Source organism: Mesorhizobium sp. SARCC-RB16n (assembly GCF_008520305.1).
Classification (GTDB): Bacteria; Pseudomonadota; Alphaproteobacteria; order Rhizobiales; family Rhizobiaceae; genus Mesorhizobium.
The window spans coordinates 369,415-394,907 of the sequence record NZ_ML703264.1 but is presented as its reverse complement, the minus strand read 5'-3'; the positions used below and the strand labels follow the sequence as shown (position 1 = coordinate 394,907).

At 63.6% G+C, this 25,493-nt stretch carries 22 protein-coding genes and 1 other RNA gene; 14 read left to right on the top strand and 9 right to left on the bottom strand.

The window, feature by feature from the left end:
• Positions 1-28: 28 nt before the first annotated feature.
• The 3 genes from C7I87_RS12590 to C7I87_RS12580 form a co-directional block, all read right to left on the bottom strand.
• Complete coding sequence (locus C7I87_RS12590; protein ID WP_149904502.1) at positions 29-1,897, bottom strand: extracellular solute-binding protein; 1,869 nt, start codon at positions 1,895-1,897, stop codon at positions 29-31.
• Positions 1,897-3,774 (bottom strand): extracellular solute-binding protein, encoded by a 1,878-nt coding sequence (locus tag C7I87_RS12585; RefSeq protein ID WP_149904501.1) that lies wholly within the window; start codon positions 3,772-3,774, stop codon positions 1,897-1,899. The genes C7I87_RS12590 and C7I87_RS12585 overlap by 1 nt, the downstream gene beginning before the upstream one ends.
• Before the next feature lie 167 nt (positions 3,775-3,941).
• The gene (locus C7I87_RS12580; protein ID WP_149904500.1) at positions 3,942-4,631 is read right to left on the bottom strand and encodes a c-type cytochrome; all 690 of its coding nucleotides are present in this window, start codon (positions 4,629-4,631) and stop codon (positions 3,942-3,944) included.
• Positions 4,632-4,824: 193 nt separating this feature from the next.
• Here C7I87_RS12580 and C7I87_RS12575 point away from each other — a divergent pair, with 193 nt between their 5' ends.
• Both C7I87_RS12575 and C7I87_RS12570 read left to right on the top strand, forming a co-directional pair.
• Positions 4,825-5,553, top strand: a complete 729-nt coding sequence (locus C7I87_RS12575) for a 3-deoxy-manno-octulosonate cytidylyltransferase (RefSeq protein WP_149904499.1) — start codon at positions 4,825-4,827, stop codon at positions 5,551-5,553.
• Between the two features lie 9 nt (positions 5,554-5,562).
• Positions 5,563-6,426 carry a prephenate dehydratase gene (locus C7I87_RS12570; RefSeq protein WP_149904498.1) on the top strand — a complete coding sequence of 288 codons (864 nt, stop codon included), beginning with the start codon at positions 5,563-5,565 and terminating at the stop codon, positions 6,424-6,426.
• Position 6,427: 1 nt separating this feature from the next.
• On the opposite strand, the gene C7I87_RS12565 is transcribed toward C7I87_RS12570, so the two are convergent.
• Genes C7I87_RS12565 through C7I87_RS12555 form a run of 3 tightly spaced genes read right to left on the bottom strand, consistent with a single transcriptional unit; the run spans position 6,428 to position 8,170 of the window.
• Positions 6,428-6,727: a Dabb family protein gene (locus tag C7I87_RS12565; protein WP_140757914.1), complete on the bottom strand. Its 300-nt coding sequence runs from the start codon at positions 6,725-6,727 to the stop codon at positions 6,428-6,430.
• A gap of 30 nt (positions 6,728-6,757) precedes the next feature.
• Entirely contained in the window at positions 6,758-7,699 is a 942-nt protein-coding gene (nudC, locus tag C7I87_RS12560) for an NAD(+) diphosphatase (protein WP_149904497.1), read from the bottom strand.
• A 51-nt stretch (positions 7,700-7,750) separates the two neighbouring features.
• Positions 7,751-8,170, bottom strand: a complete 420-nt coding sequence (locus C7I87_RS12555; protein ID WP_149904496.1) for an HIT family protein — start codon at positions 8,168-8,170, stop codon at positions 7,751-7,753.
• 144 nt (positions 8,171-8,314) lie between these two features.
• Between C7I87_RS12555 and ffs the strand changes: the two genes are divergently transcribed.
• From ffs to C7I87_RS12495, 12 genes are all read left to right on the top strand, one after another.
• Positions 8,315-8,411, top strand: an RNA gene (gene ffs, locus C7I87_RS12550) — signal recognition particle sRNA small type.
• A gap of 104 nt (positions 8,412-8,515) precedes the next feature.
• Positions 8,516-10,345, top strand: a complete 1,830-nt coding sequence (locus tag C7I87_RS12545; RefSeq protein ID WP_149904495.1) for a DNA polymerase III subunit gamma/tau — start codon at positions 8,516-8,518, stop codon at positions 10,343-10,345.
• Between the two features lie 31 nt (positions 10,346-10,376).
• Entirely contained in the window at positions 10,377-10,700 is a 324-nt protein-coding gene (locus tag C7I87_RS12540) for a YbaB/EbfC family nucleoid-associated protein (RefSeq protein WP_149904494.1), read from the top strand.
• Between the two features lie 14 nt (positions 10,701-10,714).
• Entirely contained in the window at positions 10,715-11,122 is a 408-nt protein-coding gene (locus tag C7I87_RS12535) for a hypothetical protein (RefSeq protein WP_149904493.1), read from the top strand.
• Between the two features lie 251 nt (positions 11,123-11,373).
• Positions 11,374-12,513: a cell wall hydrolase gene (locus C7I87_RS12530; protein WP_149904492.1), complete on the top strand. Its 1,140-nt coding sequence runs from the start codon at positions 11,374-11,376 to the stop codon at positions 12,511-12,513.
• 90 nt (positions 12,514-12,603) lie between these two features.
• On the top strand, positions 12,604-13,209 hold the full coding sequence (gene recR, locus C7I87_RS12525; RefSeq protein ID WP_149904491.1) for a recombination mediator RecR: 606 nt from the start codon (positions 12,604-12,606) through the stop codon (positions 13,207-13,209).
• 26 nt (positions 13,210-13,235) lie between these two features.
• Entirely contained in the window at positions 13,236-14,522 is a 1,287-nt protein-coding gene (locus C7I87_RS12520; protein ID WP_149904490.1) for a lytic murein transglycosylase, read from the top strand.
• 264 nt (positions 14,523-14,786) lie between these two features.
• Positions 14,787-16,430, top strand: a complete 1,644-nt coding sequence (locus C7I87_RS12515) for an ABC transporter substrate-binding protein (protein WP_149904489.1) — start codon at positions 14,787-14,789, stop codon at positions 16,428-16,430.
• Between the two features lie 18 nt (positions 16,431-16,448).
• Positions 16,449-17,510 (top strand): ABC transporter permease, encoded by a 1,062-nt coding sequence (locus C7I87_RS12510; protein WP_149904488.1) that lies wholly within the window; start codon positions 16,449-16,451, stop codon positions 17,508-17,510.
• Entirely contained in the window at positions 17,507-18,427 is a 921-nt protein-coding gene (nikC, locus tag C7I87_RS12505) for a nickel transporter permease (RefSeq protein WP_149904487.1), read from the top strand. Before C7I87_RS12510 ends, nikC begins: the two co-directional genes overlap by 4 nt.
• Positions 18,424-19,269 (top strand): ABC transporter ATP-binding protein, encoded by an 846-nt coding sequence (locus tag C7I87_RS12500; protein WP_149904486.1) that lies wholly within the window; start codon positions 18,424-18,426, stop codon positions 19,267-19,269. The genes nikC and C7I87_RS12500 overlap by 4 nt, the downstream gene beginning before the upstream one ends.
• The gene (locus C7I87_RS12495; RefSeq protein WP_149904485.1) at positions 19,266-20,033 is read left to right on the top strand and encodes an ABC transporter ATP-binding protein; all 768 of its coding nucleotides are present in this window, start codon (positions 19,266-19,268) and stop codon (positions 20,031-20,033) included. The genes C7I87_RS12500 and C7I87_RS12495 overlap by 4 nt, the downstream gene beginning before the upstream one ends.
• A gap of 15 nt (positions 20,034-20,048) precedes the next feature.
• On the opposite strand, the gene C7I87_RS12490 is transcribed toward C7I87_RS12495, so the two are convergent.
• From C7I87_RS12490 to C7I87_RS12480, 3 genes are read right to left on the bottom strand one after another with little or no spacing between them, the layout of a single operon-like run.
• Positions 20,049-23,150 (bottom strand): efflux RND transporter permease subunit, encoded by a 3,102-nt coding sequence (locus tag C7I87_RS12490; RefSeq protein WP_149904484.1) that lies wholly within the window; start codon positions 23,148-23,150, stop codon positions 20,049-20,051.
• The gene (locus C7I87_RS12485; protein ID WP_149904483.1) at positions 23,147-24,226 is read right to left on the bottom strand and encodes an efflux RND transporter periplasmic adaptor subunit; all 1,080 of its coding nucleotides are present in this window, start codon (positions 24,224-24,226) and stop codon (positions 23,147-23,149) included. The genes C7I87_RS12490 and C7I87_RS12485 overlap by 4 nt, the downstream gene beginning before the upstream one ends.
• A complete protein-coding gene (locus tag C7I87_RS12480) occupies positions 24,223-25,359 on the bottom strand; it encodes an efflux RND transporter periplasmic adaptor subunit (RefSeq protein WP_149904482.1) in 1,137 nt (378 codons plus the stop codon). The genes C7I87_RS12485 and C7I87_RS12480 overlap by 4 nt, the downstream gene beginning before the upstream one ends.
• Positions 25,360-25,493 lie beyond the last annotated feature (134 nt).

Genomic DNA, 25,493 nt, shown 5'->3' with positions numbered 1-25,493 from the left:
GGCCTTGCGTCCTGCTCGAGCGAAAATCTCAGCCTTTGCCAATTTTTGCCGCCTTGCCCTTATCGAACCACCACAGCGCCTCGACCGGAAAGCCGAAATCGGGTTTCTGTTCTGGAAAGCCGAACATGTCCCAATAGGCGCTTCGGTGATTCGCCAGGAACCAACTTGGAATCCAATCGCACCGCGCGCGCAAGACCCGGTCGAGCGCCCGCATCGCCACAGTCAGGTTTTCACGGTCTTTTGCCGCGCCAACGGCATTGATCAGTGCGTCGACCGCGGGATCGGAGATGCCCGGCAGGTTACGGGAACCGGAGACGCCGGCGGTGCTCGAATGGAAGAAAACTTCGAGGTCGTCGCGCGTCGGCGTCGCACCGAACGAAAAAGCCGCAGATAAGAGATCGAAGTCGAAACTCGCCTGCCTGGACTGGTATTGCGCGGAATCCACCAACCGGATCGTGGCGTCGATGCCGATCGCTTTCATGTTGGCGACCCAAGGCGAATAGACCTGGACGAACGTGTCGTCATCGACCATGAACTCGGCTGAAAGCCGACCGCCCTTGTCGTCGACGACGAAGTCGCCCGACCGCTTCCAACCGGCGGCGGATAGGAGCTTTGTCGCCTGGCCAAGCAGCTTGCGGTCGCGGCCGGAGCCATCGGACGCGGGCTGGGTCACTGCCTCGCCGAAGACCTCTGCCGGAAGCTGGCTTCGCAGCGGCCCCAGCAGAGCCAGTTCTTGCGGCGACGGTGCCCCCTCGGCGCGAAAGTCCGATTTCTCGAAGCAAGATTGCGAACGCTCGTACGAGCCGTAGAAGAAGTTGCGGCGCGTCCACTCGAAATCGAAACATAGTGCGAGCGCCCGCCTCACCCTGGGGTCGCGAAACTGCTCTCGCCGCTGATTGACCGCGGTCGCCTGCATGGAGGGTCGCTTTTCGGCCGGGAATTCATGCTTGGCCACTTTGCCTTCGGTCATTGCAGGGAAATCATAGGCGGTGGCCCAGACACGCGAAACGAATTCCTCGCGATAGGTGATCTCACCCTTCTTGAAGGCTTCGAATCCGGCATTGCGGTTCTGGTAGAACTCGATGCGGACGCGATCGAAATTGTTCTGGCCGCGATTGACCGGGAGGTCACGGCCCCAATAGTTCTCAACCCGGTCGTACTCGATCCACGCCCCGGCCGAGAGGCGCCCGACCTTATAGGCGCCCGAGCCGAGCGGCGGGTTCAATTGCGAGGAATCGAATGGATTTGCCGTGTAGAAGGCCTTGGACAGGATCGGGAATTCCACCACGTTGAGCACGGTGCGGGCGGATTGCTTGCCGGAAAAAGTAAGCCGCAACGTGCGGTCGTCGACGGCTATGGCGTCGACCATATGCGTTAGCGACAGCGATAGGTCGGGGTGCCCCTTCTCCTTGTAGAGCTTGAAGGTAAAGGCTGCGTCCTGCGCCGTCAGCGGCGTGCCGTCATGGAAACGCGCCTCGGGTCGAAGCGAGAAGGTGAAGCCATTGCGGTCGCCGGAGAGCGTCACGCCATCCGCGATCTGGCCATAGACCGCGTCGGGCTCGTCGAGCGCCCGCACCATCAGCGCGTCGAAACACATCTCCATGCGTGGCGGCGCGTCGCCCTTGTTGGCGAAGGAGTTCAGCGTGTTGAAGGTCTGCGTGTCCTGGTTGTAGCCCCAATTCGGCGGCGAGAAATTGAAGATGCCGCCCTTGGGCGCGTCGACATTGACGTAGTCGAAATGCGTGAAGTCAGCCTTGTACTTGAGGTCGCCGAAGGCCGAGAGGCCGTGCAGTTTGGTGCCGGTAGCGATATCGGCGAAGACGCGACCCGGCAACAGTGCTGCGGCAAAGCTAGTCGTGCCGAGCGTCAGGAAATCGCGGCGGGAAAGAGCCGCCATCAATTGCCGCCCTTGTATTTGGCCGCCAGCGCCTTTTCCTTGTCGAGGTCGATCCACCAGGAATCGATGTCGGCGCCGATATAGGCAGGCTGCTTGTCGGGGAACTTGAACTTGTTCCAATAGGCCAGCCAGACCGCGGAACGGTAATATTGCGGCACGACGTAGAAGTTCCACAGCAGAACACGGTCGAGCGCGTGCGTGGCGGCGACGAGATCATCGCGATCGGTGGCAAAGATGATGCGATCGACCAGCGCGTCGACGACTGGATCCTTGATGCCCATAAGGTTGCGCGAACCAGGCGCATCGGCGGCCTTCGAGCTCCAGAAATCGCGCTGCTCGTTGCCGGGCGAATCCGACTGGCCGAACAGACCCGTCACGACGTCGAAATCGAAATTGTTCACGCGGTTGATGTACTGCGTCTGATCGATGATGCGCAGAGTAGCGTCGACGCCGATCTTGCGTAGGTTGGCAATGTAGGGGCTGGCAATCACCTGGTCCGTGTCGTTCCAGCCGAGGATCTCGAACTTGAACAGTGCGCCTGTCTTGGCGTTGACCATCTTGCCGCCCTTGATGACCCATCCAGCCTTGGCGAAGAGGTCGACGGCCTGCTTCAGATACTTTCGCTCGGCTTGCGGCGAGTCGTAGACGGGCAACTTGAACTCCTGGGTGAAGAGTTCGGGCGGCAGTTTGTCGCGGTATTTTTCCAGGATCTCCAGTTCCTTGCCCTGCGGCAATCCGCTGGACGCCAGTTCGGTTCCCTGGAAATAGCTTGATGTGCGGGTATTAAAGCCGAAGAACAGCGTACGATTCATGCTTTCGAAATCGAACGGCATGGTCAGTGCCTCACGCACCAGCCGGTCCTGAAACTGCGGCCGCCGCTGGTTGAGAACGAAGCCCTGCATCGGCTGCGGCGACTGGGTCTGGAAGTCCTTCTTGATGACATCACCGGCTTGGACAGCCGGAAAATTGTAGGCCGTCGCCCATTTGCGCGAGCTGTTTTCGCGGTGGATGTCTTCCAGCCCGCCCTTGGTGAAGGCCAGCCAGGCGGCATTGTCGTCGAGGATGTAGGTGTATCGGCGCGTATCGAAATTCTCGCGGCCGATCTTCACCGGTAGTTTGGCGGCCCAATAGTCCGGCACGCGCTGCCAGATGATTTCGGAGCCAGGCTTGAAGCTGGCGATCTTATAGGCCGCCGAGCCGAGCGGAATTTCCAGCGTCGACTTGGTGATGTCGCGCTTCTTGCCGTTGTCATCGGTACCCTCCCACCAGTGCTTCGGCAGCACGGCAAGGTCGCCCATGATCTTGGGCAGTTCGCGGTTGCCCTTCTGGTTGAAGTGGAATTCGACCTCGCGGTCGGAGACCGCCACGGCATCGGTCACGTTCTCGAAATAGCGGTTGTATTGCGGGCTGTTCGCCTTCAGCACCTGGAATGACCAGATCACGTCGTCGACGGTGATCGGCTGGCCGTCATGCCATTTGGCACGCGGATCGAGCCGGTAGGTCGCCGAGGAGTAGTCGGCCGGATATTTATAGGCGTCGGCAATCAGCGGATGACTGGTGCTGCCTTCGTCGGTTGCCTGCTCCATCAGCGTGTCGTAGAGCAGGCCGCCGCCGAACCCGAACAGGCCCGCTGCCGGCGTTCCCTGGACGATGTAGGGGTTGAAACTATCGAAGGTGCCGAGCACCACTGAGTTGAGGGTTCCGCCCTTGGGCGCGTTCGGGTTGACGTAGTCGTAGTGCTGGAAATTGTCGCCATATTTGGACTCGCCGATCAGCGATGAGGTGGTGCGCCACTCGTCGGCCCGGCTCGCCTGCAGCCCCGCCGCCAGCAGGGCCACCGCCAGCAACGACCTGAGAAGCGTTCGGCCAACCGTCATGCACTATCCCTTCGCGATGCGTGCCAGATCATCCAGAAGGGCAATCCTAGATGATTTGGCGCTCGTGAAAACCGCAATGGCCCGGCTTTGTCGCCGCACCAGGCATTTTCTCAACAAAAAAGCCGGGCTGAACCCGGCTTTTTCAAGATCGTCGAGATAAAATCTGGTTATTTGGCCGGTGCAGCGGGAGCTGGTGCTGCCGGAGCGGCTGGTGCCGCAGGCTTGGCCGGTGCGGCGCCGTCAGCGGGCTTCGCCGGGGCGGCTCCACCGGCCGGCTTGGCGGGCGCCGAGGCGTCCGCAGCGGCGCCCGGCGCCGGCAGCGGCTTGGGATTGTCCGACAGCGTGCGCAGATAGGCGATGACGTTGGCGCGGTCTTCTTCCTTCGGCAGGCCGGCGAAGCCCATCGCCGTGCCCTTCACGAATTTCTTCGGCGAGGTGATGAAGTGGTTGATGTTGTCGTAGGTCCACTTCTCGCTGCCGCCCTTGGAGAATTCCTTCATGCCGGCCGAATAGGCGAAGCCTTCATGCTCTGCGACCGGGCGGTCGACGAGATCCCAGAGATCCGGGCCGACCTTGTTGGGACCGCCCTTTTCGCCGGAATGGCACGCTTGGCACTTCTTGAAGATGGCAGCGCCTTGGTCGACGCTGGCGCTGGCCAAGAGGTCGGCGATCGGCTTTTCGGCTGCTGCCGGTGCGGCGGCGCCACCTTCGGCGGGTTCCGCTGCCTCGATGGCGAAGCCAGGCTTTTCCGGGGCCGGCGAGGCAAACAGCGCGTCCGACACCAGCCCGACCGAGAAAACGACGAAAACGGTTCCGAGCAATCCGGCGAGCAGTTTGTTGACTTCGTTGGAATCCATTCGCCCCTTGCTCCCTTTTCCGGCGGACTGATCCGTCCACTCCGTCCGTCGGTATCGAGACCTGCCCTCCAGAGCCGGTCAAATCGGGCGGAAACTAGGTCTTTTGCTCGGGCGTTGCAACACCTATAAGGGCGCTGCCAGTGAGACCTTTTGCCACTTTTCCCCTCCTCTTTTTGAACGCCTTGCCAGACTGATGTCCACCCTGATCCTGATACCGGCCCGCATGGCCTCGACGCGCCTGCCGGGCAAGCCGCTGGCCGACATATCGGGCGCGCCGATGATCGTTCACGTCGCCCGCCGCGCGGCCGAAGCCGGGCTTGGCCGGGTGGTGGTGGCGACCGACACGCAAAGCGTGGCCGAAGCTGTGCGCGCGCACGGTTTCGAGGCCGTCATGACGCGCGTCGACCACGAATCCGGCTCCGACCGTATCCATGAAGCTCTGTTGGCGCTTGATCCCGGGGGCAAGGTCGAAACGATCGTCAATGTGCAGGGCGACCTGCCGACCATCGATCCCGCCATCATCGCCGCCTCGCTCAGGCCGTTCGAAGACAAGGCGGTGGACATCGCCACGCTCGGCGTCGAGATCGTCCGCGAGGAGGAAAAGACCAATCCCAACGTCGTCAAGATTATCGGTTCACCGCTCTCCGGCACACGGCTGCGGGCGCTTTATTTCACCCGGGGCACGGCACCTTGGGGCGAGGGGCCGCTTTATCACCATGTCGGTCTCTACGCCTATCGCCGCGCCGCGCTCGAGCGTTTCGTCGCGCTGAAACCGTCGCCGCTGGAGCGCCGCGAACGGCTGGAGCAGCTCCGGGCGCTGGAAGCCGGCATGCGCATCGACGCCGAGATCGTCCGGTCGCTGCCGCTTGGCGTCGACACGCCTGAAGACCTGGACCGTGCCAGGGAAATCCTTTCAAATTGAGATATCAGCATGCCTGAAAAGACCAACAGAATATCCTTCCAGGGCGAGCCGGGCGCCAATTCCGACACCGCCTGCCGCAACGTCTATCCCTCGATGGAGCCGTTGCCGTGCCCGACCTTCGAGGACGCATTCAATGCCGTCGAGACCGGCAAGGCCGATCTCGCCATGATCCCGATCGAAAACACCATCGCCGGACGCGTCGCAGACATCCACCATCTCCTGCCGGAATCGAGGATGCACATCGTCGGCGAGTATTTCCTGCCGATCCATTTTCAGCTGATGGTGCTGCCGGGCGTCAAGCGCGACGAAATCAAGACCGTGCACACTCACATCCACGCGCTCGGCCAGTGCCGCAAATACATCCGCAAGAATGGGTGGAAGGGAGTAGTCGCGGGGGACACGGCGGGCGCCGCCAAAATGGTCTCCGAGGTCAAGGATCGCACCATGGCCGCGCTAGCCCCGGCGCTGGCCGCGACGCTCTACGGGCTCGACATTATCGAGGAGAATGTCGAGGACACCGACAGCAACGTCACCCGCTTCGTCGTCCTGACCAAGAGTAAACAATGGGCAGAGCGCCCGGCACCGGACGTCAAGATGATGACGACCTTCATCTTCCGCGTCCGCAACGTGCCGGCCGCGCTCTACAAGGCCATGGGCGGCTTCGCCACCAACGGCATCAACATGACCAAGCTCGAGAGCTACCAATTGGGTGCCTTCACGGCGACGCTGTTCTACGCCGACATCGAAGGCCATCCCGACGATCCGCTGGTCAAGCTGGCGCTGGATGAGCTCCGCTTCTTTTCGCGCGAAGTGCGGATACTCGGCGTCTATCCGGCCAGCCAGTCACGCGAGCAGTGGAAGGTGGCGGATTGAGCTACCAGCCCAACGGCACATAGTCGATTTCCATGAAGGTTTCGACCTCCGGCACCCAGCGGTCGCGCACGAAGGCGACGTGGTCGGGATGGTCGTTGTACCTAGTGTAAGCGGCCTGGTCGGCGAACTCCATCGAGAAGCCGAACTGATAGTCGTTCTTGGGGCTGATCTGCCGCAATTGCTCGAAATGCGTGACGCCCCGGATCGCCGAGAGGATTTTCCTGGCGTCGACGAGGAACCGCTTTTCCTCCAGCGAGTGGGGCGGGTGCTTCAGCGTGAAGACGACGGTGTGACGGATCATTTGTCTCTCCTGCAATGACTTCGATATTCGCTATTCGCTGTCGACCCAGGCGCGGATGAGGTGGTGCGCGATGGCGCCTTTCGGCGGCGTGACCAGGTTGTCGGGGTGCGTACGCTCCAGCATCAGGCGCACCTCGTCGCGCAAAAACCAGCGGCAGTCCTCCAATTCATTGAGATCGGCCTGGATGTCTTCATTGAGCGGCTCGCCGAAGCATCCGATCATCAGCGAATAGGGGAACGGCCAGGGCTGGCTCGCATGGTAGACGACGCGGCCGAGCCGGATGCCCGCCTCCTCCAGCGTTTCGCGGCGGACCGCCGCCTCAATCGTCTCGCCGGGCTCGATGAAGCCGGCAAGCGCCGAATACATGCCTGGCCCAAAATGCCGGCCGCGCCCGAGCAGGCATTTCTCCCGCGTCGCGGTCAGCATGATCGCCACCGGGTCGGTGCGCGGAAAATGCTCGGTGCCGCAATTCGGGCAATGCCGTTTGTAGCCGCCCGCCCGCATCTGCGATTCGGCGCCGCATTTGCTGCAGAAGCGGTGGCTTGCGTGCCAGGCGAGCAGGGCCGCCCCTTGCGCCATCGCGCCGGCGGCGGCGTCGTCGATCAGCCCTTGCATGTAGACCGAGCGGTAATCGATCGCCTTGACGGTTTCGGGAAGCTGTTCGGCACCGATGCCCGCCAGCACCGCCAGCACCGGCCCCTGTTCGGAAAAGCCGAGCAGTACGCCTTGGTCGAAGGAAGGGCTGAAGGGCTCGCTCTCGGCGACGCGGTACCAGGGGTCGAAACCGCCATCCGCCAGTTTCAGGTGGAGCCGGCCGCCATTCATCAAAAGCAGCCGTGTCGTCGGATCAGCCAGCGCCTTGTCGACCGAATCGTCGGCGCGGTTCTCCGATTGCCGGTCGATCGTGTTGCCGGCGAAGCCGACGAACTGGCTCGGCTCGCGCAAGGGCGCGTCAAACAGGCGGAAGCTCATGTGGACTCTGGTGCTTTGGGATGGACTTGCTTGGGATAGTCACGGGAAGGCTTATAGCGCCGCCCTTATCGTTTCGGCAAACCGGCGCAGGTCGGAACGCTCATAGGGCTCGCGCAGGCCATGCCCCCACACCGGGCCGGGCCAGCCGGGATCGCCCTCGGATCGTCCGACGATGTGGACATGCAGTTGGCGCACGACGTTGCCGAGCGCGCCGGTATTGATCTTGGTGCAGCCGCTCACCTTCTTCAGCGCCTGCGCCACCATATTGGTCTCGAAGGTCAGCATCGCCTGGTCGAGCGGCGTCATGTCGTGGATCTCCTCCGCGCCCGGCCGCTGCGGCACCAGGAGCAGCCATGGCCAGCGGCGGTCGTTCATCACCCGCAATTCGCACAGCCCAAGCCACATCAACTGCTCGCTGTCGGCCTCCAGCCGGGCATCCAGCGTGAATCCGGCCTTCAGGCCCGGCAGCATCGGCGTTTCCCTTGCTTTTCTTGGCTTCATCAAACCCTGAACGCTAAAACGGCTGCATCGGGGCTGCAAGCGAATCTCGTGGTTCGTGGTGCCGATTTGCCTGCGCACTTGCATTTCGTCGCGCAATTGCCGATATGGACAGCGGGAGGTTGGTGGTGGACGATCCACTCGCCAACCGGGTCAGGTCCGGAAGGAAGCAGCCCTAACGAGCCCGGAACGGGTCATTGTTCCAGCCTCCCACCTCATCGACCCTCCTCGCGACATTGACGACGCATTGCAGCGCGGGCGAGACTATGCGCAGGAATCGGCGCCTTCGGGCGCGGCCTTTTGGAGCTTAACGGGCGAATGAGCGAAGCCGGAAATTCGGGGACGGATAGTCTGGCGACGGGCAAGGCCGCTGCCTACCGCGTGCTGGCGCGCAAATACCGTCCGTCGAATTTCTCCGAGGTGGTCGGCCAGGAGCCGATGGTGCGCACCCTCACCAACGCTTTTGCCACCGGCCGCATCGCCCAGGCCTGGATGCTGACCGGTGTGCGCGGCGTCGGCAAGACCACGACCGCGCGCATCTTGGCGCGGGCCCTGAATTATAAAACCGCCACCATTGACCAGCCGTCGGTCGACCTCGCCGTGCTTGGCGAGCATTGCCAGGCGATCATGGAAGGCCGCCATGTCGACGTCATCGAGATGGACGCCGCCTCGCACACCGGTATCGACGACATCAGGGACATCATCGAGCGCGTGCGCTATGCGCCGGTTTCAGCCCGCTACAAGGTCTATATCATCGACGAAGTGCACATGCTGTCGACGCAGGCCTTCAATGGCCTGTTGAAGACGCTGGAAGAACCGCCACCGCACGTCAAATTCATCTTCGCCACCACCGAGATCCGCAAGGTTCCGATCACCGTCTTGTCGCGCTGCCAGCGTTTCGACCTCAGGCGCATCGACGCCGGCGCGCTGGTCGCGCATCTCTCCTCGATCGCCGGCAAGGAAGGCATTTCGGTCGACGACGACGCGCTGGCCATGATCGCGCGCGCGGCGGAAGGTTCCGCCCGCGATTCGCTCTCCATTCTCGACCAGGCGATCGCCCATGGCGCCGGCTCGGTCAGCGCCGAGGCCGTGCGCGCCATGCTGGGCCTTGCCGACCGCGCCCGCATCGTCGATCTGTTCGAATATGTGATGAAGGGCGATGTGGCGGCGGCACTCGGCGAGTTCCGCGCGCAATACGACACCGGCGCCGATCCAGCCGCCGTGCTCACCGATCTGGCCGAGTTCAACCACCTCGTCACCCGGCTGCGCTTCGTGCCGACCGCAATGGACGATGCCTCCCTGTCGCAGGACGAGCGCCAGCGCGGCGCCGATTTCGCCAGGGCGCTGTCGGTGCGCGTGCTGTCGCGGACCTGGCAGATGTTGCTCAAGGGCATTCCCGAGGTGCAGTCGTCCAACCGGCCGGTCAGTGCCGCCGAAATGGTGCTGATCCGGCTGGCGCACGCTGCCGACCTGCCGACATTGGACGAGGCGCTGAGATCGCTGGAGAGCGGCGCCTCGGCAACTGGCGCCGCGCCGCGCCCGAACGGTGCGCCCGTGAACCCCGGCAATGGCGGTGCTGGCGGCAGTGGCGCCAGCGCCGTAGCGCAGACGCGCATGCCTGGCGGGTCGGGCGGCGCGCAGACCATGCGGCTGGTCGAGGCCACGCCCGCTCCGGCCGCCTTCGTCGCGCCCCCGCAGCCGGCGCCGGAGACGCAAGCCGCGCCACTGAAATCGCTGGCCGACATCGTTGCCCTTGCCGACGCGCAGCGCGACATCGCCTTCAAGGTACTGGTCAAGCGCTGCATCCGCCTCGTGCGCATCGAGCCTGGCCGCATCGACGTCAGCCTGACCGATGATGCGCCCAAGATGTTGCTCAACGAGCTGACGACGAAACTGCGCGCCTGGACCGGCCGCAGCTGGCTGGTGTCGCTGTCGAAGGAAGAGGGCGGCCAGACGCTGGCCGAAATGGAATCGACGAAGCGTGAAAACGCCTTCCTCGATGCCAGGAACGACCCGACCGTGGCTGCCATCCTGGCTCGCTTTCCCGGCGCCAAGATCATCGATGTGCGCATTCCCGACACGCCGGACGCCGACGCAAGCGAGGCCGAAATGCCGGTCGAGCCGCCGGCAGATGACGACGAACCCTGATATCCAGCACAATCCGCAAAGGATCGGAACCATGAAAGATCTTCTCGGCCTGATGGGCAAGGCGAAGGAAATGCAGGCCAAGTTCCAGGCCATGCAGGACGAAATCGCCACGGTCGAAGCTGGCGGCCAGGCCGGCGGCGGCCTGGTCAGCGTCACGCTGAGCGGAAAGTTCGACATGAAGTCGCTGAAGATCGACTCGTCTTTGTTCAAGGAAGACGAGGTCGAAATCCTGGAAGATTTGATTCTCGCCGCGCACAATGACGCCAAGGCCAAGGTCGAGCAGATCATGCAGGAAAAGACCAAGGCGCTGACCGCCGGCCTGCCCATCCCGCCGGGAATGAAACTGCCCTTCTAGCGTTCGGTGTGCTCATGATCGACGAGCCATCCGAAAGACTGATCGAGCAGCGTATCCGCAACAGGATCTACGAGATTTTGGAAATTCTCGCCGATTGCGATGCGGGTGTCGATCTCGTCGGCATCAAGGGCTACTTCAATCTCTTCGAGGATTTCGTGCACCGCCCTTCGATCGAGGCCGGCACGTCGGCGCTTTCGAAGGACGAACGCGCGATCGTGCTGGAAATCGCCGAGTTCCTGGAGGCGGCCTCCGAAACGAATCCTGATTTTACCAAGGCCGAGTTCATCGACAGCGACTGGCCGGGCAAGATCGCGCCGACCGCCAGGGAGGCGCGGGCGCTGTTTCTCAGGCGAGGCCTGTTTTCGGAGAAGATCGAAGAGGTCGAACCCGGCCAGCCGGCCGCAATCGCCGCCGGGCGATAGCCTGTTCCGGCAAAGCTTCGCTCGGTTTTCCGGGGAAAAGCGCATCGCGTTTACCCAAGGGAATTGCGGCGAAACGAAGAGAGAGCGGTCATCGTCTGTGTGAAACGACGGCTCGATCTATCTGGAAAGCCTCAATTTGTGTCAATTCGGCAACAGTCCGTCGTTAATAACGTTTTGGCCATCATTTTGCCCGAAAGTGTCTCATTCTTGCCGCAGCCTGGGGGCGGGCATTGAAGTGAGAGGGTTACCTGTTGATTGCTACGCGATGGAAGGCGCCGCTGTTGCTCGGCGTCATCACGTCTCCCCTTTTCTTGGCCGCTTGCAGCCAGACCACCTCGCACGGCATGTCCGTAGCCAGCCTGACCGACGCCATCACGCCGAGCTTCCTGAGTTCGCGCGCCTACAGCCATACGCCGAAGGACAGGGAATGCCTGGAACGGGCGATGTTCTTCGAATCCAACCGGTCAAGCCGCGACGGCATGATCGCCGTCGGCACGGTGGTGATGAACCGGCTGCGCTCGGGAAATCATGGCAGCACCATCTGCGAAGTGGTCGGTGAACCCGGACAGTTCGCGCCGGGCGTCATGACCAGGCCGATGAATTCGCGCGCAATGCCCGATGTCGAGGAGGCGGCCGATGCCGTGCTCAAGGGCGAACGCAAGGCCAAGCTCAAGAACACGATGTATTTCCACACCGCCGGTCTGCGCTTCCCCTACAAGAACATGCATTACACCATGGTTGCCGGCGGCAATGCCTTCTACGAAAAGCGCGGCCGCAACTGGCAGCCGCTGCCCGACGAACCGATGGTAGCCTCCGCCGAGCCGCCGGCCACCTTGCCGGGAGTGCCCGCGACGCGTGTTGCGTCCGTCGAGACGCGCCCCGCCAAGGCGACCGCTCGCAATGCTCCGCCACAGCAGGTCTACATGACCGCAGCGGCGGAACCGTCACGCCCCAGCAAGACGGCAACCGCTCGCACCGCGCCGGCACAGCAGGTTTACATGACCGCTGCGGCGGAACCGTCACGCCTCAGCAAGACGGCAACCGCTCGCACCGCTCCGGCACAGCAGGTCTACATGGCCGCCGCGGCGGAACCGGCGACGAAGCCTTCGCCCGCCCGCACCGCCCCCGCTCAGCAGACCTATCTGACGGCATCCGCCACGCCGACGACAAAGTCCGCAAGGGTTTCGGCGAAGCCGATGGAAGTTGCGATGCAGGAGCCCATGGAAGAGCCCGATGCCGCCCGTTTTGGCGGAGCCTTGAACACGAGGGTCATCTCCTCGGTCCAGGGTGAGCCGCAAGAGGCGGCGATGGGCTTCCAGTCGACGCCTGAGAACACCGACGCCATCGGCGCCATGATCGTCAGCCAGGGCAGGCCGCTCGAAACCAATTGATGCGTGTCGCAAACCCGCAATGGCAGGATGGCGGGCTATGCGCGGATGCGGGATGTTTCAAAGCGCGCTGAAAAATCCTAGATCAGGGCGATGTCCAAGCGAATCGCCGGTCCCGAGATCGAACGCCTGATCCAGCTCCTGGCCAAGGTGCCGGGGCTTGGCCCCCGTTCGGCCAGGCGCGCGGCATTGCACCTGATCAAGAAGAAGGAACAATTGCTGTCGCCGCTCGCCGCCGCCATGGGCGAAGCCGCCGACAAGGTGCGCATCTGCTCGACCTGCGGCAATGTCGACACCTCGGACCCCTGCATGATCTGCACGGACCCACGCCGCGATGCCGCCACCCTGATCATCGTCGAGGACGTCTCGGATCTCTGGGCGCTGGAGCGGGCAGCAGCGATGAATGTACGCTACCACGTGCTCGGCGGCACGCTGTCGCCACTCGACGGCATCGGCCCCGATCAGCTCAACATCCGCTCGCTGATCGACCGTATCGCCGGCGGAGAGGTGAAGGAAGTCATTCTCGCCGTCAACGCGACGGTCGAGGGGCAGACCACGGCGCACTATCTCACCGATCAGCTCTCCGGCTTCGAGGTCAAGATAACGCGGCTGGCGCACGGTGTGCCGGTCGGCGGCGAACTCGACTATCTCGACGAAGGCACGCTGGCCGCCGCGCTGCGCTCGCGGACGGTGTTTTGACAAGGTTGGCGGGGAGGATGCGCACGATGACTACGCCTCCATCGAAGCTGGTGGTGCGCGCCACAGAGCGCGACGTTCGCAAATTTAGCTGTGCATTCTTTCTGGCCACACTCCTCGCCGTCTTCCTCACCATCCCCGCATCCGCCGCCAAGATCGACGATCAGTTCCGCGCCTGGCTCCAAACCGATCTCTGGCCCGACGCCAAGGCGAAAGGCATTTCCAAAAACACGTTCGACGCCGCGTTCAAAGGCATCAAGCCCAATGTCAATCTCCCCGACCTTGTCGTGCCGGGCGAGAAGCCGAAGACGCCGCAGAAGCAGCACCAGGCCGAGTTCGGCTCGCCCGGCACCTATTTTGCCGAGAAGACGGTTCGTGCGGTGACATCGGGCGGACGCACCCGCGAAGCCGCCAATGCCCGCACGCTTGCCGCGATCGAGAAGCGCTATGGCGTGCCGGGCGAAATACTCCTGGCGATCTGGGGTCGCGAGACCGGCTTCGGCGCGGCGAAGATGCCCTACGACGCCTTCGAGGTGCTGGGCACCAAGGCGTTCATGTCGACGAAAAAGGATTTCTTCCGCATCGAGCTGCTGGCGGCGCTGGAGATCGTCGAGCGCGGGCTGGCCCCGGTCGGCGCGATGAAATCGTCCTGGGCTGGTGCGCTCGGCCAGCCGCAATTCATGCCGACCTCTTTTCTCAAGCATGCCGTCGATTTCGACGGCGACGGCCGCGCCGACATCTGGAATTCGACCCCTGACGTGCTGGCCTCGATCGCCAATTACCTTGTCCATTATGGCTGGGTGAGGGGACGCGGCTGGGGTTTCGAGGTGACCGTGCCCGAGAGCGTCTCCTGTTCGTTGGAGGGCCCGGACCAGGGAAAGAAGATTTCGCAATGGGCCGCCATGGGCATTAAGCGCGTCGGCGGCAAAGCGTTCCCGGTCAGCGAGCTGAAGGCGGAAGGTTTCCTGCTGATGCCGGCCGGCCGCAGCGGCCCGGCCTTTATCGCCACCCCCAATTTCTACGTGCTGAAAGAATACAACACCAGCGACCTCTACGCGCTGTTCATTGGCCATGGCGCCGACCGAATCGCCAACGGCGATCAGAATTTTTCCGGTAGCTGGGGCCCGGTCGGCGATCTTCACCGCTCCGACATCGCCGCCCTGCAACGGGCTCTGGAAGCCAAGGGGTATGATGTCGGCAGCGCCGACGGCCTGCCCGGCTTCAAGACGCGCCGCTCGATCGGCACGTGGCAGACCAAGAATGGCCAGCCCGCAACCTGCTTTCCCGACGCCGGCCTGGTCACCGCGCTGAAATAATTCAGAACGGGGGGATTCTCCCTGTTCGCAAGCCTTGATTGGCGTGCGCGCGCCTTGGCACTCAGCCCGCCATTCTGGTTTATCGCGCTGGTTCACCGGGCCGTCGCATAAATGCTCGTTGCCCGCCACAAGGCCGCCGGATATGCTGTTGACCAATTGGACAAAAACCACGACGGTAAGTGGTCGAGGGCCGTTGCCGGCCCCGAAAAGAACACCACAATCCTGAGCCGGGAACTCAGGTCAACAAAACAGGGAACAATCATCATGATGATGGAAAAGTTTGCTCTACGATCCCGCATCCTGCTTGCGGGCGCAGCCATGTCGGCACTGCTTCTGGCCGGAGCTCCGGCTGGCGCGGTCACCCCCGCCGACACACTTGTCGAAGGCTTTGCCATCGACGACATCATCTCGATGGATCCGGGCGAGGCGTTCGAGCTGTCGACCGCCGAAGTCACCGGCAACACCTATGACCTTCTTGTCCGCCTCGATCTCAGCGACACCTCCAAGGTCAAGCCCGATCTCGCCGAAAGCTGGACCGTCTCCGACGACGGCCTGACCTATACGTTCAAGCTCAAGCCGGGCCTGAAATTCGCCTCCGGGAACCCGATCACAGCGGCCGATGTTGCCTACTCGTTCGAGCGCGCCGTCAAGCTGGACAAGAGCCCCGCCTTCATCATCGACCAGTTCGGCATCAGCGGCGACAACGTCACCGAAAAGGCCAAGGCGGTCGACGACACCACCTTCCAGTTCACTGTCGACAAGGCCTACGCGCCAAGTTTCGTCCTGAACTGCCTGTCGGCGACGGTCGCCTCGGTCGTCGACGGCAAGCTGGTCAAGGAGCACGTCGTCAAGGCAGCGCCCACCGCCGACTACAAATGGGACAATGACTTCGGCAACGCCTGGCTGAAGACCGGCTATGCCGGTTCCGGCGCCTACAAGCTGCGTGAGTGGCGTGCCAACGAAGCCGTCGTCATGGAGCGCAACGACAATTATCACGGTGAAAAGGCCAAGCTCGCCCGCGTCATCTACCGCAACATGAAGGAGAGCTCGGCGCAGCGCCTGGCACTCGAAGCCGGCGACATCGACGTTGCCCGCAATCTCGAGCCGAATGATCTCGACGCCATCGCCAAGAACGACAAGCTCACCACCACCAGCGCGCCGAAAGGCACGGTCTACTATATCAGCCTCAACCAGAAGAACCCGAACCTCGCCAAGCCCGAGGTCCGCCAGGCCTTCAAATACCTTGTCGATTACGATGCGCTGAGCTCGACCATCCTCAAGGGCATCGGCGAAATCCACCAGTCCTTCCTGCCCAAGGGCGACCTCGGCGCCGTGGATGACAATCCCTTCAAGCTTGATGTCGCCAAGGCCAAGGAATTGCTGGCCAAGGCCGGCCTGCCGGATGGCTTCAGCGTCACCATGGACGTACGCACCGGCCAGCCGACCACCGGGATGGCGGAATCGATCCAGCAGACGCTCGGCCAGGCCGGCATCAAGCTGGAGATCATTCCGGGCGACGGCAAGCAGACGCTGACCAAATACCGCGCCCGCAACCACGACATCTATATCGGCAATTGGGGCCAGGACTATTTCGATCCGAACTCCAACGCCCAGACCTTTGCCTCGAACCCTGACAATTCGGATGCCGGCAAGTCGCATACACTCGCCTGGCGCAATTCCTGGGACATTCCGGACCTGACCAAGGAAACGGAAGCAGCACTCCTGGAGAAGGACGCGGGCAAGCGCGCTGATATGTACAAGGATCTGCAGCAGAAGGTCCTCGACACCAGCCCCTTCGTCATCATCCATCAGCAATTGGAAGTAGCCGGGCTGCGCAAGAACCTCAAGAGCTTTGCGCTCGGTCCGAGCTTCGACACCAACTTCGTCGGGCCGGTCTCGAAAGAGTAACGCCGACGGACGCGCCGCATGAGCGCGATTGAAAACGAGAGCGGGCGCGGCAGCGCCCGCGCCATCGCCCTTGCATCATCGCTCGGCCGCTTTCTGGTCATCGCGGTAACGACCTATCTTGGTCTGCTCGCGGTCACTTTCTTCATTGGCCGGGTCATCCCGATCGACCCGGTGCTGGCGGTGCTCGGCGACCGGGCACCTCTCAATGTCGTCGAGCGCACGCGCCGCGAGATGGGCCTCGACCTGCCGCTGATCGAGCAGTTCTACATCTATGTGAAAAACGCCCTGAACGGCGATTTCGGCACCTCGGTGCTGACCACCAATCCGGTCATGACCGACATCCGCCGCGCGCTTCCGGCAACGACGGAACTGGCGACACTGGGGACACTGATCGGCGCGCTGTTTGGCGTACCGCTTGGCGTGCTGGCCGCGGTGAAGCGGGGCAGCCTCATCGACCAGATCGTGCGCGTCATCGGCCTGATCGGTTATTCCGTCCCGATCTTCTGGCTCGGTCTGCTTGGGCTCGTCCTGTTCTATGCCAAGCTGCAATGGGTGGCCTTCCCTGCACGGCTTGACGTCGTCTACGAATACACCTTCACGCCGATCACCGGTTTCTATCTGCTCGACTCCGCGATGCAGGGACAGTGGGACGTCTTCTACGATGCCTTCCGGCACATCATCTTGCCGGCCTCGTTGCTCGGCTATTTCTCGCTCGCCTACATCAGCCGCATGACGCGCTCGTTCATGCTCAATGAGCTCGCCCAGGAATATGTCGTCGCGGCGCGCGCCAAGGGCCTGTCGGAAACCCGCATCATCTGGGGCCACGCGCTGCGCAATGCCGCCGTGCCGATGGTGACAGTGATCGCGTTGTCCTATGCCGGGCTGCTCGAGGGCTCGGTGCTGACCGAGACCGTCTTCTCCTGGCCCGGCATTGGCCTCTACATCACCAATTCGCTGCAGAACGCCGACATGAACGCCGTACTCGGCGGCACCATCGTCATCGGCTCGGTGTTCATAGCCATCAACCTTCTGTCCGACTTGCTTTACCGGCTGCTCGATCCGAGGACGAAATCCGCATGAGCGCCGAGGCGACCCAAAGCCGTCGCGACTGGCTGCTCAGCGAGCGGCCGGCATCGCGCATGCAGGCAAGGCTCGGCCGCGCCTATGTCGCTTGGCGGCGCTTTTCCGCCAATCGTCTGGCCTTTGTCGGGCTGCTGATCATCATCGCCCTGTTGGCCGTCGCCGCCCTTGCCGGTGTGCTGGCGCCATATTCGCCGACCTTCGGCGACCTGAAGAACGCGCGGCTGCTGGCGCCGAGTGCGCAGCACTGGTTCGGCACCGACGACCTTGGCCGCGACATCTATTCGCGCATTCTCTACGGCTCCCGCTGGACGCTTTATGTCGTTGTCCTGGTCGCAATCATCGCCGCACCCATCGGCCTGCTGGTCGGTACCGTCGCCGGCTATGCCGGCGGTTGGACCGATGCCATCTTGATGCGCATCACCGACATCTTCCTTGCCTTCCCCAAGCTGGTGCTGGCACTGGCCTTCGTCGCCGCCCTTGGCCCCGGCATCGAGAACGCCGTGCTGGCGATCGCCATCACCTCCTGGCCGCCCTATGCGCGCATCGCTCGGGCCGAGACGCTCACAGTGCGCAACTCGGACTACATCAAGGCAGTGCAATTGATGGGCGCCTCGCCTTTCCGCATCGTGCTGCGCCACATCATGCCGTTGTGCATCTCCTCGCTGATCGTCCGCGTGACGCTCGACATGGCCGGCATCATCCTGACGGCCGCGGGCCTCGGCTTCCTCGGCCTTGGCGCGCAGCCGCCGCTGCCGGAATGGGGCACCATGATCGCTTCGGGCCGCCGCTTCATCCTCGACCAATGGTGGGTGGCCGGCGCGCCTGGCTTCGCCATCCTCATCGTCAGCCTTGGGTTCAACCTGCTCGGCGACGGCCTGCGCGACGCACTCGATCCCCGCAGCGGTGACCAATGAGCGGCCAGACGGTGACACTCCTTGAGGTAGATGATCTGCGCGTCACCTTTCCGACCCGCACCGGTCTGGTCGAGGCGGTGCGCGGCGTTTCCTTTTCGCTTGGCCGCGAACGCCTCGGCATCGTCGGCGAGTCCGGCTCGGGCAAGTCGCAGACGGGCCGCGCCATCATGGGCCTGACACCGCCGCAGGCGCGGATATCGGCCAACAAATTGATCTTCGACGGCATCGACCTGCTCGGCGTCTCGCCACGCCAACGCCGGGCGTTGCGGGGCAACCGCATCGCCATGATCCTGCAGGATCCGAAATATTCGCTCGACCCGGTGATGAGCATTGGCCGCCAGATCGTCGAGACGCTGCGCACCCATGAGAAGGTCGGCAAGGCCGAGGCGCGCGATCGCGCGCTGGCCATGCTGGAGGCGGTGCAGATCCGCGATCCCAAACGCGTCTTCGACCTGCATCCGCACGAAGTGTCGGGCGGCATGGGCCAGCGCGCCATGATCGCCATGATGCTGATCGCCGGGCCGGAAATGATGATCGCCGACGAGCCGACCTCGGCGCTCGACGTCACGGTGCAACTCGACGTGCTCGGTATCCTCGACCGGCTGGTCAGCGAGCGCGGCATGGGGCTGATCTTCATCTCGCACGATCTGCGCCTGGTTTCCTCTTTCTGCGACCGCGTCATCGTCATGTATGCCGGCAAGGTGGTCGAGCAGCTCAAGGCCTCGGAGCTCAGCCAGGCCCAGCATCCCTACACGCGCGGGCTGCTCAACTGCATGCCAAAGATCGGCGCCGACCGTCATCCGCTGCCGGTGCTCGACCGCAAGCCGGAGTGGGCGGCATGACATCAGCGATTGCCGTCGACAGGCTGGAGGTGATCTTCGACCGCTTCCGCGCGCTGAAGGGCGTCAGCCTCGACGTGCAGCCGGGTGAATCCTTCGGCCTTGTCGGCGAATCCGGCTCCGGCAAATCGACATTGCTGCGGGCCATCGCCGGCCTCGCGCCGGTCGCCTCGGGCAACATCACCGTCAACGGCAAGACGCTCGGCGCGCGCCGCGACAAGGCCTTTTACCGCGAAGTGCAGATGGTCTTCCAGGACCCGTATGGTTCGCTGCACCCGCGCCAGACCGTCGACCGCCTGCTGCAGGAGCCGCTTGCCATCCACGGCTTTGCCGATGGCGAAAAGCGCATCGAACGCGCACTAGACGAGGTCGGTCTCGGCAACGGCTTCCGCTTCCGCTACGCACACCAGCTCTCGGGCGGCCAGCGCCAACGCGTGGCGATCGCGCGTGCACTCATTCTCGAACCCTCGATCCTGCTGCTCGACGAGCCGACCTCGGCCCTTGATGCCTCGGTGCAGGCGGAAGTGCTCAACCTGCTGGAGGAAATCCGCCGCCGGCGCAAGCTGACCTTCCTGATGGTCAGCCACGATCTCGCCATCATCACCCATATGTGCGAGCGGCTGATGGTGATGCAGGGCGGCGAGGCGGTGGAGAATCTGATTGCAAATGACCTCGTCGAGCGCCGCGTGACGAAGGATTATACACGCAATTTGCTCAGGGCCAGCGAAGGGTTTGTGAGAACCGCTCCCGAGCAAATTTCACGATAGCTGTCCGACGCCGCGTCAGGCAGCTCCGCTTTCCGGCAGGATCTCTCCCTGTTGCGCATCGCCTTCCCCTGCGTCTTTCGGCTCCTTGATCCGGAACCACGTCACATAAAGCGACGGCAGGAACAGCAGTGTGATCGCGGTGCCCGCGATGATGCCGCCCATCATGGCGTAGGCCATCGGACCCCAGAACACTTCGCGCGCGATCGGGATGAGCGCCAGGCTGGCGGCGGCGGCCGTCAGCGCGATCGGCCGCATGCGGTGCTCTGTCGCTTCGATGACGGCCGCCCAGCGATGCTTGCCCTCGGCGACGAGATCCTCGATCTGCACGATCAGAATGACAGAGTTGCGGATCAGGATGCCGATCAGCGCCAGCACGCCGAGGATGGCGACGAAGCCGAGCGGCGCGCCGCTCGGCACCAGGGCCGCCACCACGCCGATCAGGCCCAGCGGCGCCACCGCCACCACCAGGAACAGGCGCTGGAAGCTCTGCAACTGCACCATCAGGATGGTCGCCATGACGAACAGCATCAGTGGCACCACGGCCGCGATTGGCCCCTGGCTCTTGGCGCTTTCCTCGACGGAGCCGGCGGTCGCGACTGAATAGCCAGGCGGCAGCTTGGTGATGAAGGCGTCGACCGACGGTTTCAACTCGTTGACGACGGTTGCCGGCAGCACGTCGCCGACCAGGCCCGCGCGCACGGTGATGGTCGGGATGCGGTCGCGCCGCCAAACCGTCGGCTGCTCCAGGTCGTAGTGGAAATTTGCCACCGCCGCGAGCGGAATGGCCTCGCCGGTGCTGGTCGGCAGTTGCATGTTCTGCAACGTCTCGATCGAGCCACGCTCGGCTTCCCGTGAGCGGGCCACGACATCGATCAGATAGGTGGCATCGCGCACCTGGGTGATGGTGGCGCCGCCGACCGTGCTGTTCAGCGCGCTGGCGATGTCGGAGGAGGTGATGCCGAGCTGCCGCGCCTTGTCCTGCAGCACGTCGACCCTCAGCACCCGCTGCGGTTCGTTCCAGTCGAAGGTCGGCGCTGCAAGTTTCGAATTGGCCGAGACCACGCCGGCGAACTGCTGCGCCAGTTCTCGCACCGTCTGGATGTCGGGACCGCCGACGCGGTACTGCACCGGGCGCCCGACTGGGGGTCCAAGCTCAAGCGGCTTGACGAAGGCGTCGGTGCCGACAAACTCCGCGCGTAGCAGCTTCTCCAGCGCCGGCTTCACCCGGTTGCGCGCCTCGATGCTCTTGGTGACGATCACGGTCTGGCCGAAATAGGGATTGGCCGGCTGCACGTCATAGGTCAGCACGAAGCGCACGGCACCCTGACCGATATAGGAGGAAAAGTGGTCGATGTCGGGATTGCCGACCAGCGCCCGCTGTTCGAAGCGCTCCATCTGGTCGCGCGTTTCGGCAATCGAGGAGTTCTGTGGCAGGTTCCAATCGACGATCAGCTCCGGCCGGTCGGAAGGTGGGAAGAACTGCTGCTGTACCAGTCCGAAGCCGGCGATCGAAGCGGCAAACAACAATACCGTGGCGATGACGGTCAGCCAGTGATGGCGCACCGAGCCGACAAGCACGCGCCGGAACAGCGAAGCGAAGCGACCCGGCTGGTCGTGATGCTTGGCCTTCATCGTCGCCGGCAGGATGGTGACGCCGAGCAGCGGCGCGAACAGTACCGCCACGATCCAGGACACCAGCAGCGATACGGCGATGACGACGAACAGAGTGAAGGTGTATTCGCCGGCAGCACTCGAGTTGAGGCCGATCGGGATGAAGCCGGCGACCGTCACCAGCGTGCCGGTCAGCATGGGGAAGGCGGTCGAGGTGTAGACATAGGTAGCCGCCTTGCGCAGGCTATCGCCAACCTCCAGCCGAGCCACCATCATTTCGACCGCGATCATCGCGTCGTCGACCAGCAGTCCGAGCGCGATGATCAGCGCGCCGAGTGAAATGCGCTGCAGCGATATGCCGAGATATTCCATGACAGTGAAGGTGATGGCCAGCACCAGTGGGATCGACAGGGCCACCACGAAGCCGGCGCGCATGCCGAGGCTGATGAACGACACCGCGAGCACGATGGCCACCGCCTCGAACAGCGCGCGCGTGAAACCCGAAACCGCTTCCTCGACGATGACGGGCTGGTCGGCGACCAGGTGCACGCCGACGCCGACCGGCAGGTCGGCCAACACCTTGTTCATCTCCTCGTGCAGTGCCTCGCCGAATTTGAGCAGGTTGGCGTTGGGCTTCATGCCGATGGCAAGCCCGATCGCGTTTTGGCCGTTGAAGCGGAACAAGGCCGTAGGCGGGTCGACGTAACCGCGCGTGATTGTCGCCACGTCGCTCAGCCGAAAGAACCGGTCGTTGACGCGCAGATTGATGGCGCGCAGGCTCTCCTCGGAGGTGAACTGGCCGCCGACGCGGACGCTGATGCGCTCCGGCCCGGACTGGATGACGCCGGACGGCGTGATCGCATTCTGCGCCTGCAGGCTGGCCACGATTTGCTGCTGGTTGAGGCCAAGCGCCGCTATCTGGCGCGTCGAGAATTCGAGATAGATGGCCTCGTCCTGCGCGCCGACCAGGTCGACCTTGCCGGCATTGGGCACGGTCAGGATCTTGGTCCTGACATCCTCCACATAATCGCGCAATTGGCGTGGCGTCAGCCCGTCGGCGGTGAAGGCATAGATGTTGCCGTAGACATCGCCGAAGCGGTCGTTGAAGAACGGTCCCTGCACGCCTTGCGGAAACTGCGCCTTGATGTCGTTGACCATGTTGCGGACCTGAATCCAATTCGGCACGACATCGCGCGCCTTGGTGGTGTCCTTCAGGTTGACGAAGATGACAGTCTGGCCGGCTGTCGTAACCGATTTGGTGTAGTCGAGGCTGTCGAGTTCCTCAAGCTTCTTCTCGATGCGGTCGGTCACCTGCCGCACCGTTTCATTGACCGAGGCGCCCGGCCAGTTGGCCTGGACGATCATGGTCTTGATGGTGAAGGCCGGATCTTCCTCGCGGCCGAGATTGAGATAGGAAAACACGCCGGCCACCACGAAGACCAGCATGAAGTACCAGACCATCGAGCGGTGGTTGAGCGCCCAGTCGGAGAGGTTGAAGCCCTTCATGAGGCCCCTCCCTCGGGCACTTTGACCTTCTGGCCTTCACTCAGGCTGTGGACGCCCGCCGTGACGACCCGCATGCCGGCTTCAAGCCCTTCGGCCACGGTGAAGGTTCCGCCATTCTTCGATGCGATCTTGACCACGTGCATGCTCACGCTCGAGGTCTGCGGGTCGACGATCCAGACCTTGTCGGAGCCGTCCTTTTCAAGCAGCGCCGACATGGGCAGCTCGATCGTTGGTACGACCTTGGTCATCCGGGTCGCCGTTACCGTCGAGCCGAGCCTGAAGGCCTGTGGTGGATCGATCAGCGTCAGCTTGACGCGGCGTGTTCGGGTCGAGCCCTCGGCCTGGGGCGCGATCTCGCGCAACTTGGCCTCAATCTGGATCGTCGGCAGCGACTGCAAGATGACCTGGAACGGCGTGCCGGCCGTCAGGTCGCCGGTCAACTGGTCGGGAATGTCGACAACAGCCTCGCGCGGGTCCGAGCGCGCCACTGTGACGACCGTCTGCCCGGCCGAGACCGTCTGGCCTACCTCGGCGCCGACGGCGGTGACGACGCCGTCGAAATCAGAGAACAGCCTCGCATAGCCTAGCTGCTCCTGCGATTTGGCCAGCGAAGCCTTGGCCCGCTCGACACTGGCTTCCGCGGCTTTGCGTGCCTGCTGCGCTGCGTCGAAGACCGACTGCGACGTATTGGCCGAGGTGAGCAACTGGCGCTGGCGCTCCTCGCTGGCGGCGGCATTGGCGAATTGCGCCTCGGCATTGGAGAGTTCGGCCTTGGCCGCCTGGACGGCCAGCTCCAGCGCGGTCGGGTCGAGTGCCGCGATCGTCGTGCCTTTGGTGACGATGTCGCCGACCTTGACGTCGCGCGAGACGACGCGCCCGAGCAGCCGGAAGGCAAGATCGGCACTGACCTGCGGCTCGACCGAGCCGGCGAAGCCGAAAGTCTGGGTGGTGCGCGGCTCGATCACCACGGACTGCACCGGCCGGATGATCTCCGGAGGCTTTTCGTCCGATTTCGAGCAGGCTGCGAGCGCGCCAAGCACGGCAAGGCCAAGCAGGACGGGTAGCAGCCGCTTCATTGCGCCGCTCCCGATATCTCGACCGTTTGGCCGGGGCTGAGCAACTGCCCGCCCGCAGTCACCACGCTCTGGCCCGCGACCAGCCCTTTGGCGATGACGACGGGTCCCGAATCGTAGGCCAGCACCTCGACAGGAGTCGTCGTCACCGCCTTGGTCGCGGGATCGACGAGCCAGACCGCCGGCTTGCCGGCGCTGGATGTCAGGGCCTGCCAAGGCAAAAGGATCGCCTTCGCCGGCTTGGCGCCGACCGAGCCGATGACGGCCGCCCCCAGCGGCATACCGGCGGGCGTGTCGGGAATGGCGACCTTGACCCTTATCGAGCCCGAGGTCGGGTCGACCGCCGGCGAGATTTCGCGCACCTTGCCTGTTGCCCTGACCTGCGGATCGGACAACAGCGTGATCGTCACCGCCGGAGAGGTCGGCGTCCTGGCGACCAGCGTCTCCTGCACATTGAACACCGCGTCGCGGTCGCCGTCCTCGGCGACGGTGAAGACGGTTTGCGCCGCCTGCACCACCTGGCCAGCCTCGACCTGCCGGGCGGTGATCACGCCGGCCGCACCGGCCTTGAGTTCGGTGAAGGACAGGTTCTGCTGGGCATTGGCGAGCGCGCTCTGCGCGGCATCGACGCTGCCTTTCGCCACCTTCAGCGCCTGGTCGGCGGTGTCATAGTCGCGCCTGGTGGTGAAGCCCTGGGCAAGCAGCGTCTTTTGCCGCTCGAACGTGGCCGCGGCCTGCGTCAATTGCGCCTGCGCGGCATCGAGATCGGCCTGCGCCGAACGCAAATCGGATTCCTGCTCCTGCGGGTCAATGCGGGCAAGCACCGCGCCCTGGTCTACGTGTTGGCCGACATCGACAAGCCGTTCGGCGACGCGGCCACCGACCCGGAACGAAAGATTGTTCAGCGTGCGCGCCGCGATCACCCCGGTCAGCGACGTTCTCGGCGCATAGTCGGCGATCGCCACCGTCTCGGTGCGCACCATTACCGGCAGTTTGTTCGCCGCCTCCTGCTTCTGGCAGCCGGCCAGCAGCATTGCTGCCGTGCAGGTCAGAATGGTTGGGACACTGCGAAATGGCAAAAGGTTGAAGGTGCTGACCGATGGCGGCGGGGCGGACGACGTCACGTTCCTGCTCATGGTTCCCTCATCCGCGCAAAGCGCAGCTCACGGTGCCGCGTCGCAGGCAGCCAAGATAGTCGATCCCCGGAAAAAAGGAACATGCAAGGAGCCGGCCGGACATCCGTACATGTACGGATCGGCCAGTTGAAAGT

What these genes read in the sequence shown, in the direction of transcription:
- nudC (WP_149904497.1), bottom strand. Translation starts at nt 7,699, where the DNA reads ATGAGCTTCCGCCTGTTTGACGCGCCCTTGCGCGAGCCGAGCCAGTTC.
- C7I87_RS12480 (WP_149904482.1), bottom strand. Translation starts at nt 25,359, where the DNA reads ATGAGCAGGAACGTGACGTCGTCCGCCCCGCCGCCATCGGTCAGCACC.
- C7I87_RS12570 (WP_149904498.1), top strand. Translation starts at nt 5,563, where the DNA reads ATGCCTGAAAAGACCAACAGAATATCCTTCCAGGGCGAGCCGGGCGCC.
- recR (WP_149904491.1), top strand. Translation starts at nt 12,604, where the DNA reads ATGTCCAAGCGAATCGCCGGTCCCGAGATCGAACGCCTGATCCAGCTC.
- C7I87_RS12535 (WP_149904493.1), top strand. Translation starts at nt 10,715, where the DNA reads ATGATCGACGAGCCATCCGAAAGACTGATCGAGCAGCGTATCCGCAAC.
- C7I87_RS12580 (WP_149904500.1), bottom strand. Translation starts at nt 4,631, where the DNA reads ATGGATTCCAACGAAGTCAACAAACTGCTCGCCGGATTGCTCGGAACC.
- C7I87_RS12495 (WP_149904485.1), top strand. Translation starts at nt 19,266, where the DNA reads ATGACATCAGCGATTGCCGTCGACAGGCTGGAGGTGATCTTCGACCGC.
- C7I87_RS12540 (WP_149904494.1), top strand. Translation starts at nt 10,377, where the DNA reads ATGAAAGATCTTCTCGGCCTGATGGGCAAGGCGAAGGAAATGCAGGCC.
- C7I87_RS12565 (WP_140757914.1), bottom strand. Translation starts at nt 6,727, where the DNA reads ATGATCCGTCACACCGTCGTCTTCACGCTGAAGCACCCGCCCCACTCG.
- C7I87_RS12555 (WP_149904496.1), bottom strand. Translation starts at nt 8,170, where the DNA reads ATGCTGCCGGGCCTGAAGGCCGGATTCACGCTGGATGCCCGGCTGGAG.
- C7I87_RS12585 (WP_149904501.1), bottom strand. Translation starts at nt 3,774, where the DNA reads ATGACGGTTGGCCGAACGCTTCTCAGGTCGTTGCTGGCGGTGGCCCTG.
- C7I87_RS12490 (WP_149904484.1), bottom strand. Translation starts at nt 23,150, where the DNA reads ATGAAGGGCTTCAACCTCTCCGACTGGGCGCTCAACCACCGCTCGATG.
- C7I87_RS12510 (WP_149904488.1), top strand. Translation starts at nt 16,449, where the DNA reads ATGAGCGCGATTGAAAACGAGAGCGGGCGCGGCAGCGCCCGCGCCATC.
- C7I87_RS12575 (WP_149904499.1), top strand. Translation starts at nt 4,825, where the DNA reads ATGTCCACCCTGATCCTGATACCGGCCCGCATGGCCTCGACGCGCCTG.
- C7I87_RS12485 (WP_149904483.1), bottom strand. Translation starts at nt 24,226, where the DNA reads ATGAAGCGGCTGCTACCCGTCCTGCTTGGCCTTGCCGTGCTTGGCGCG.
- nikC (WP_149904487.1), top strand. Translation starts at nt 17,507, where the DNA reads ATGAGCGCCGAGGCGACCCAAAGCCGTCGCGACTGGCTGCTCAGCGAG.
- C7I87_RS12590 (WP_149904502.1), bottom strand. Translation starts at nt 1,897, where the DNA reads ATGGCGGCTCTTTCCCGCCGCGATTTCCTGACGCTCGGCACGACTAGC.
- C7I87_RS12545 (WP_149904495.1), top strand. Translation starts at nt 8,516, where the DNA reads ATGAGCGAAGCCGGAAATTCGGGGACGGATAGTCTGGCGACGGGCAAG.
- C7I87_RS12520 (WP_149904490.1), top strand. Translation starts at nt 13,236, where the DNA reads ATGACTACGCCTCCATCGAAGCTGGTGGTGCGCGCCACAGAGCGCGAC.
- C7I87_RS12515 (WP_149904489.1), top strand. Translation starts at nt 14,787, where the DNA reads ATGATGATGGAAAAGTTTGCTCTACGATCCCGCATCCTGCTTGCGGGC.
- C7I87_RS12500 (WP_149904486.1), top strand. Translation starts at nt 18,424, where the DNA reads ATGAGCGGCCAGACGGTGACACTCCTTGAGGTAGATGATCTGCGCGTC.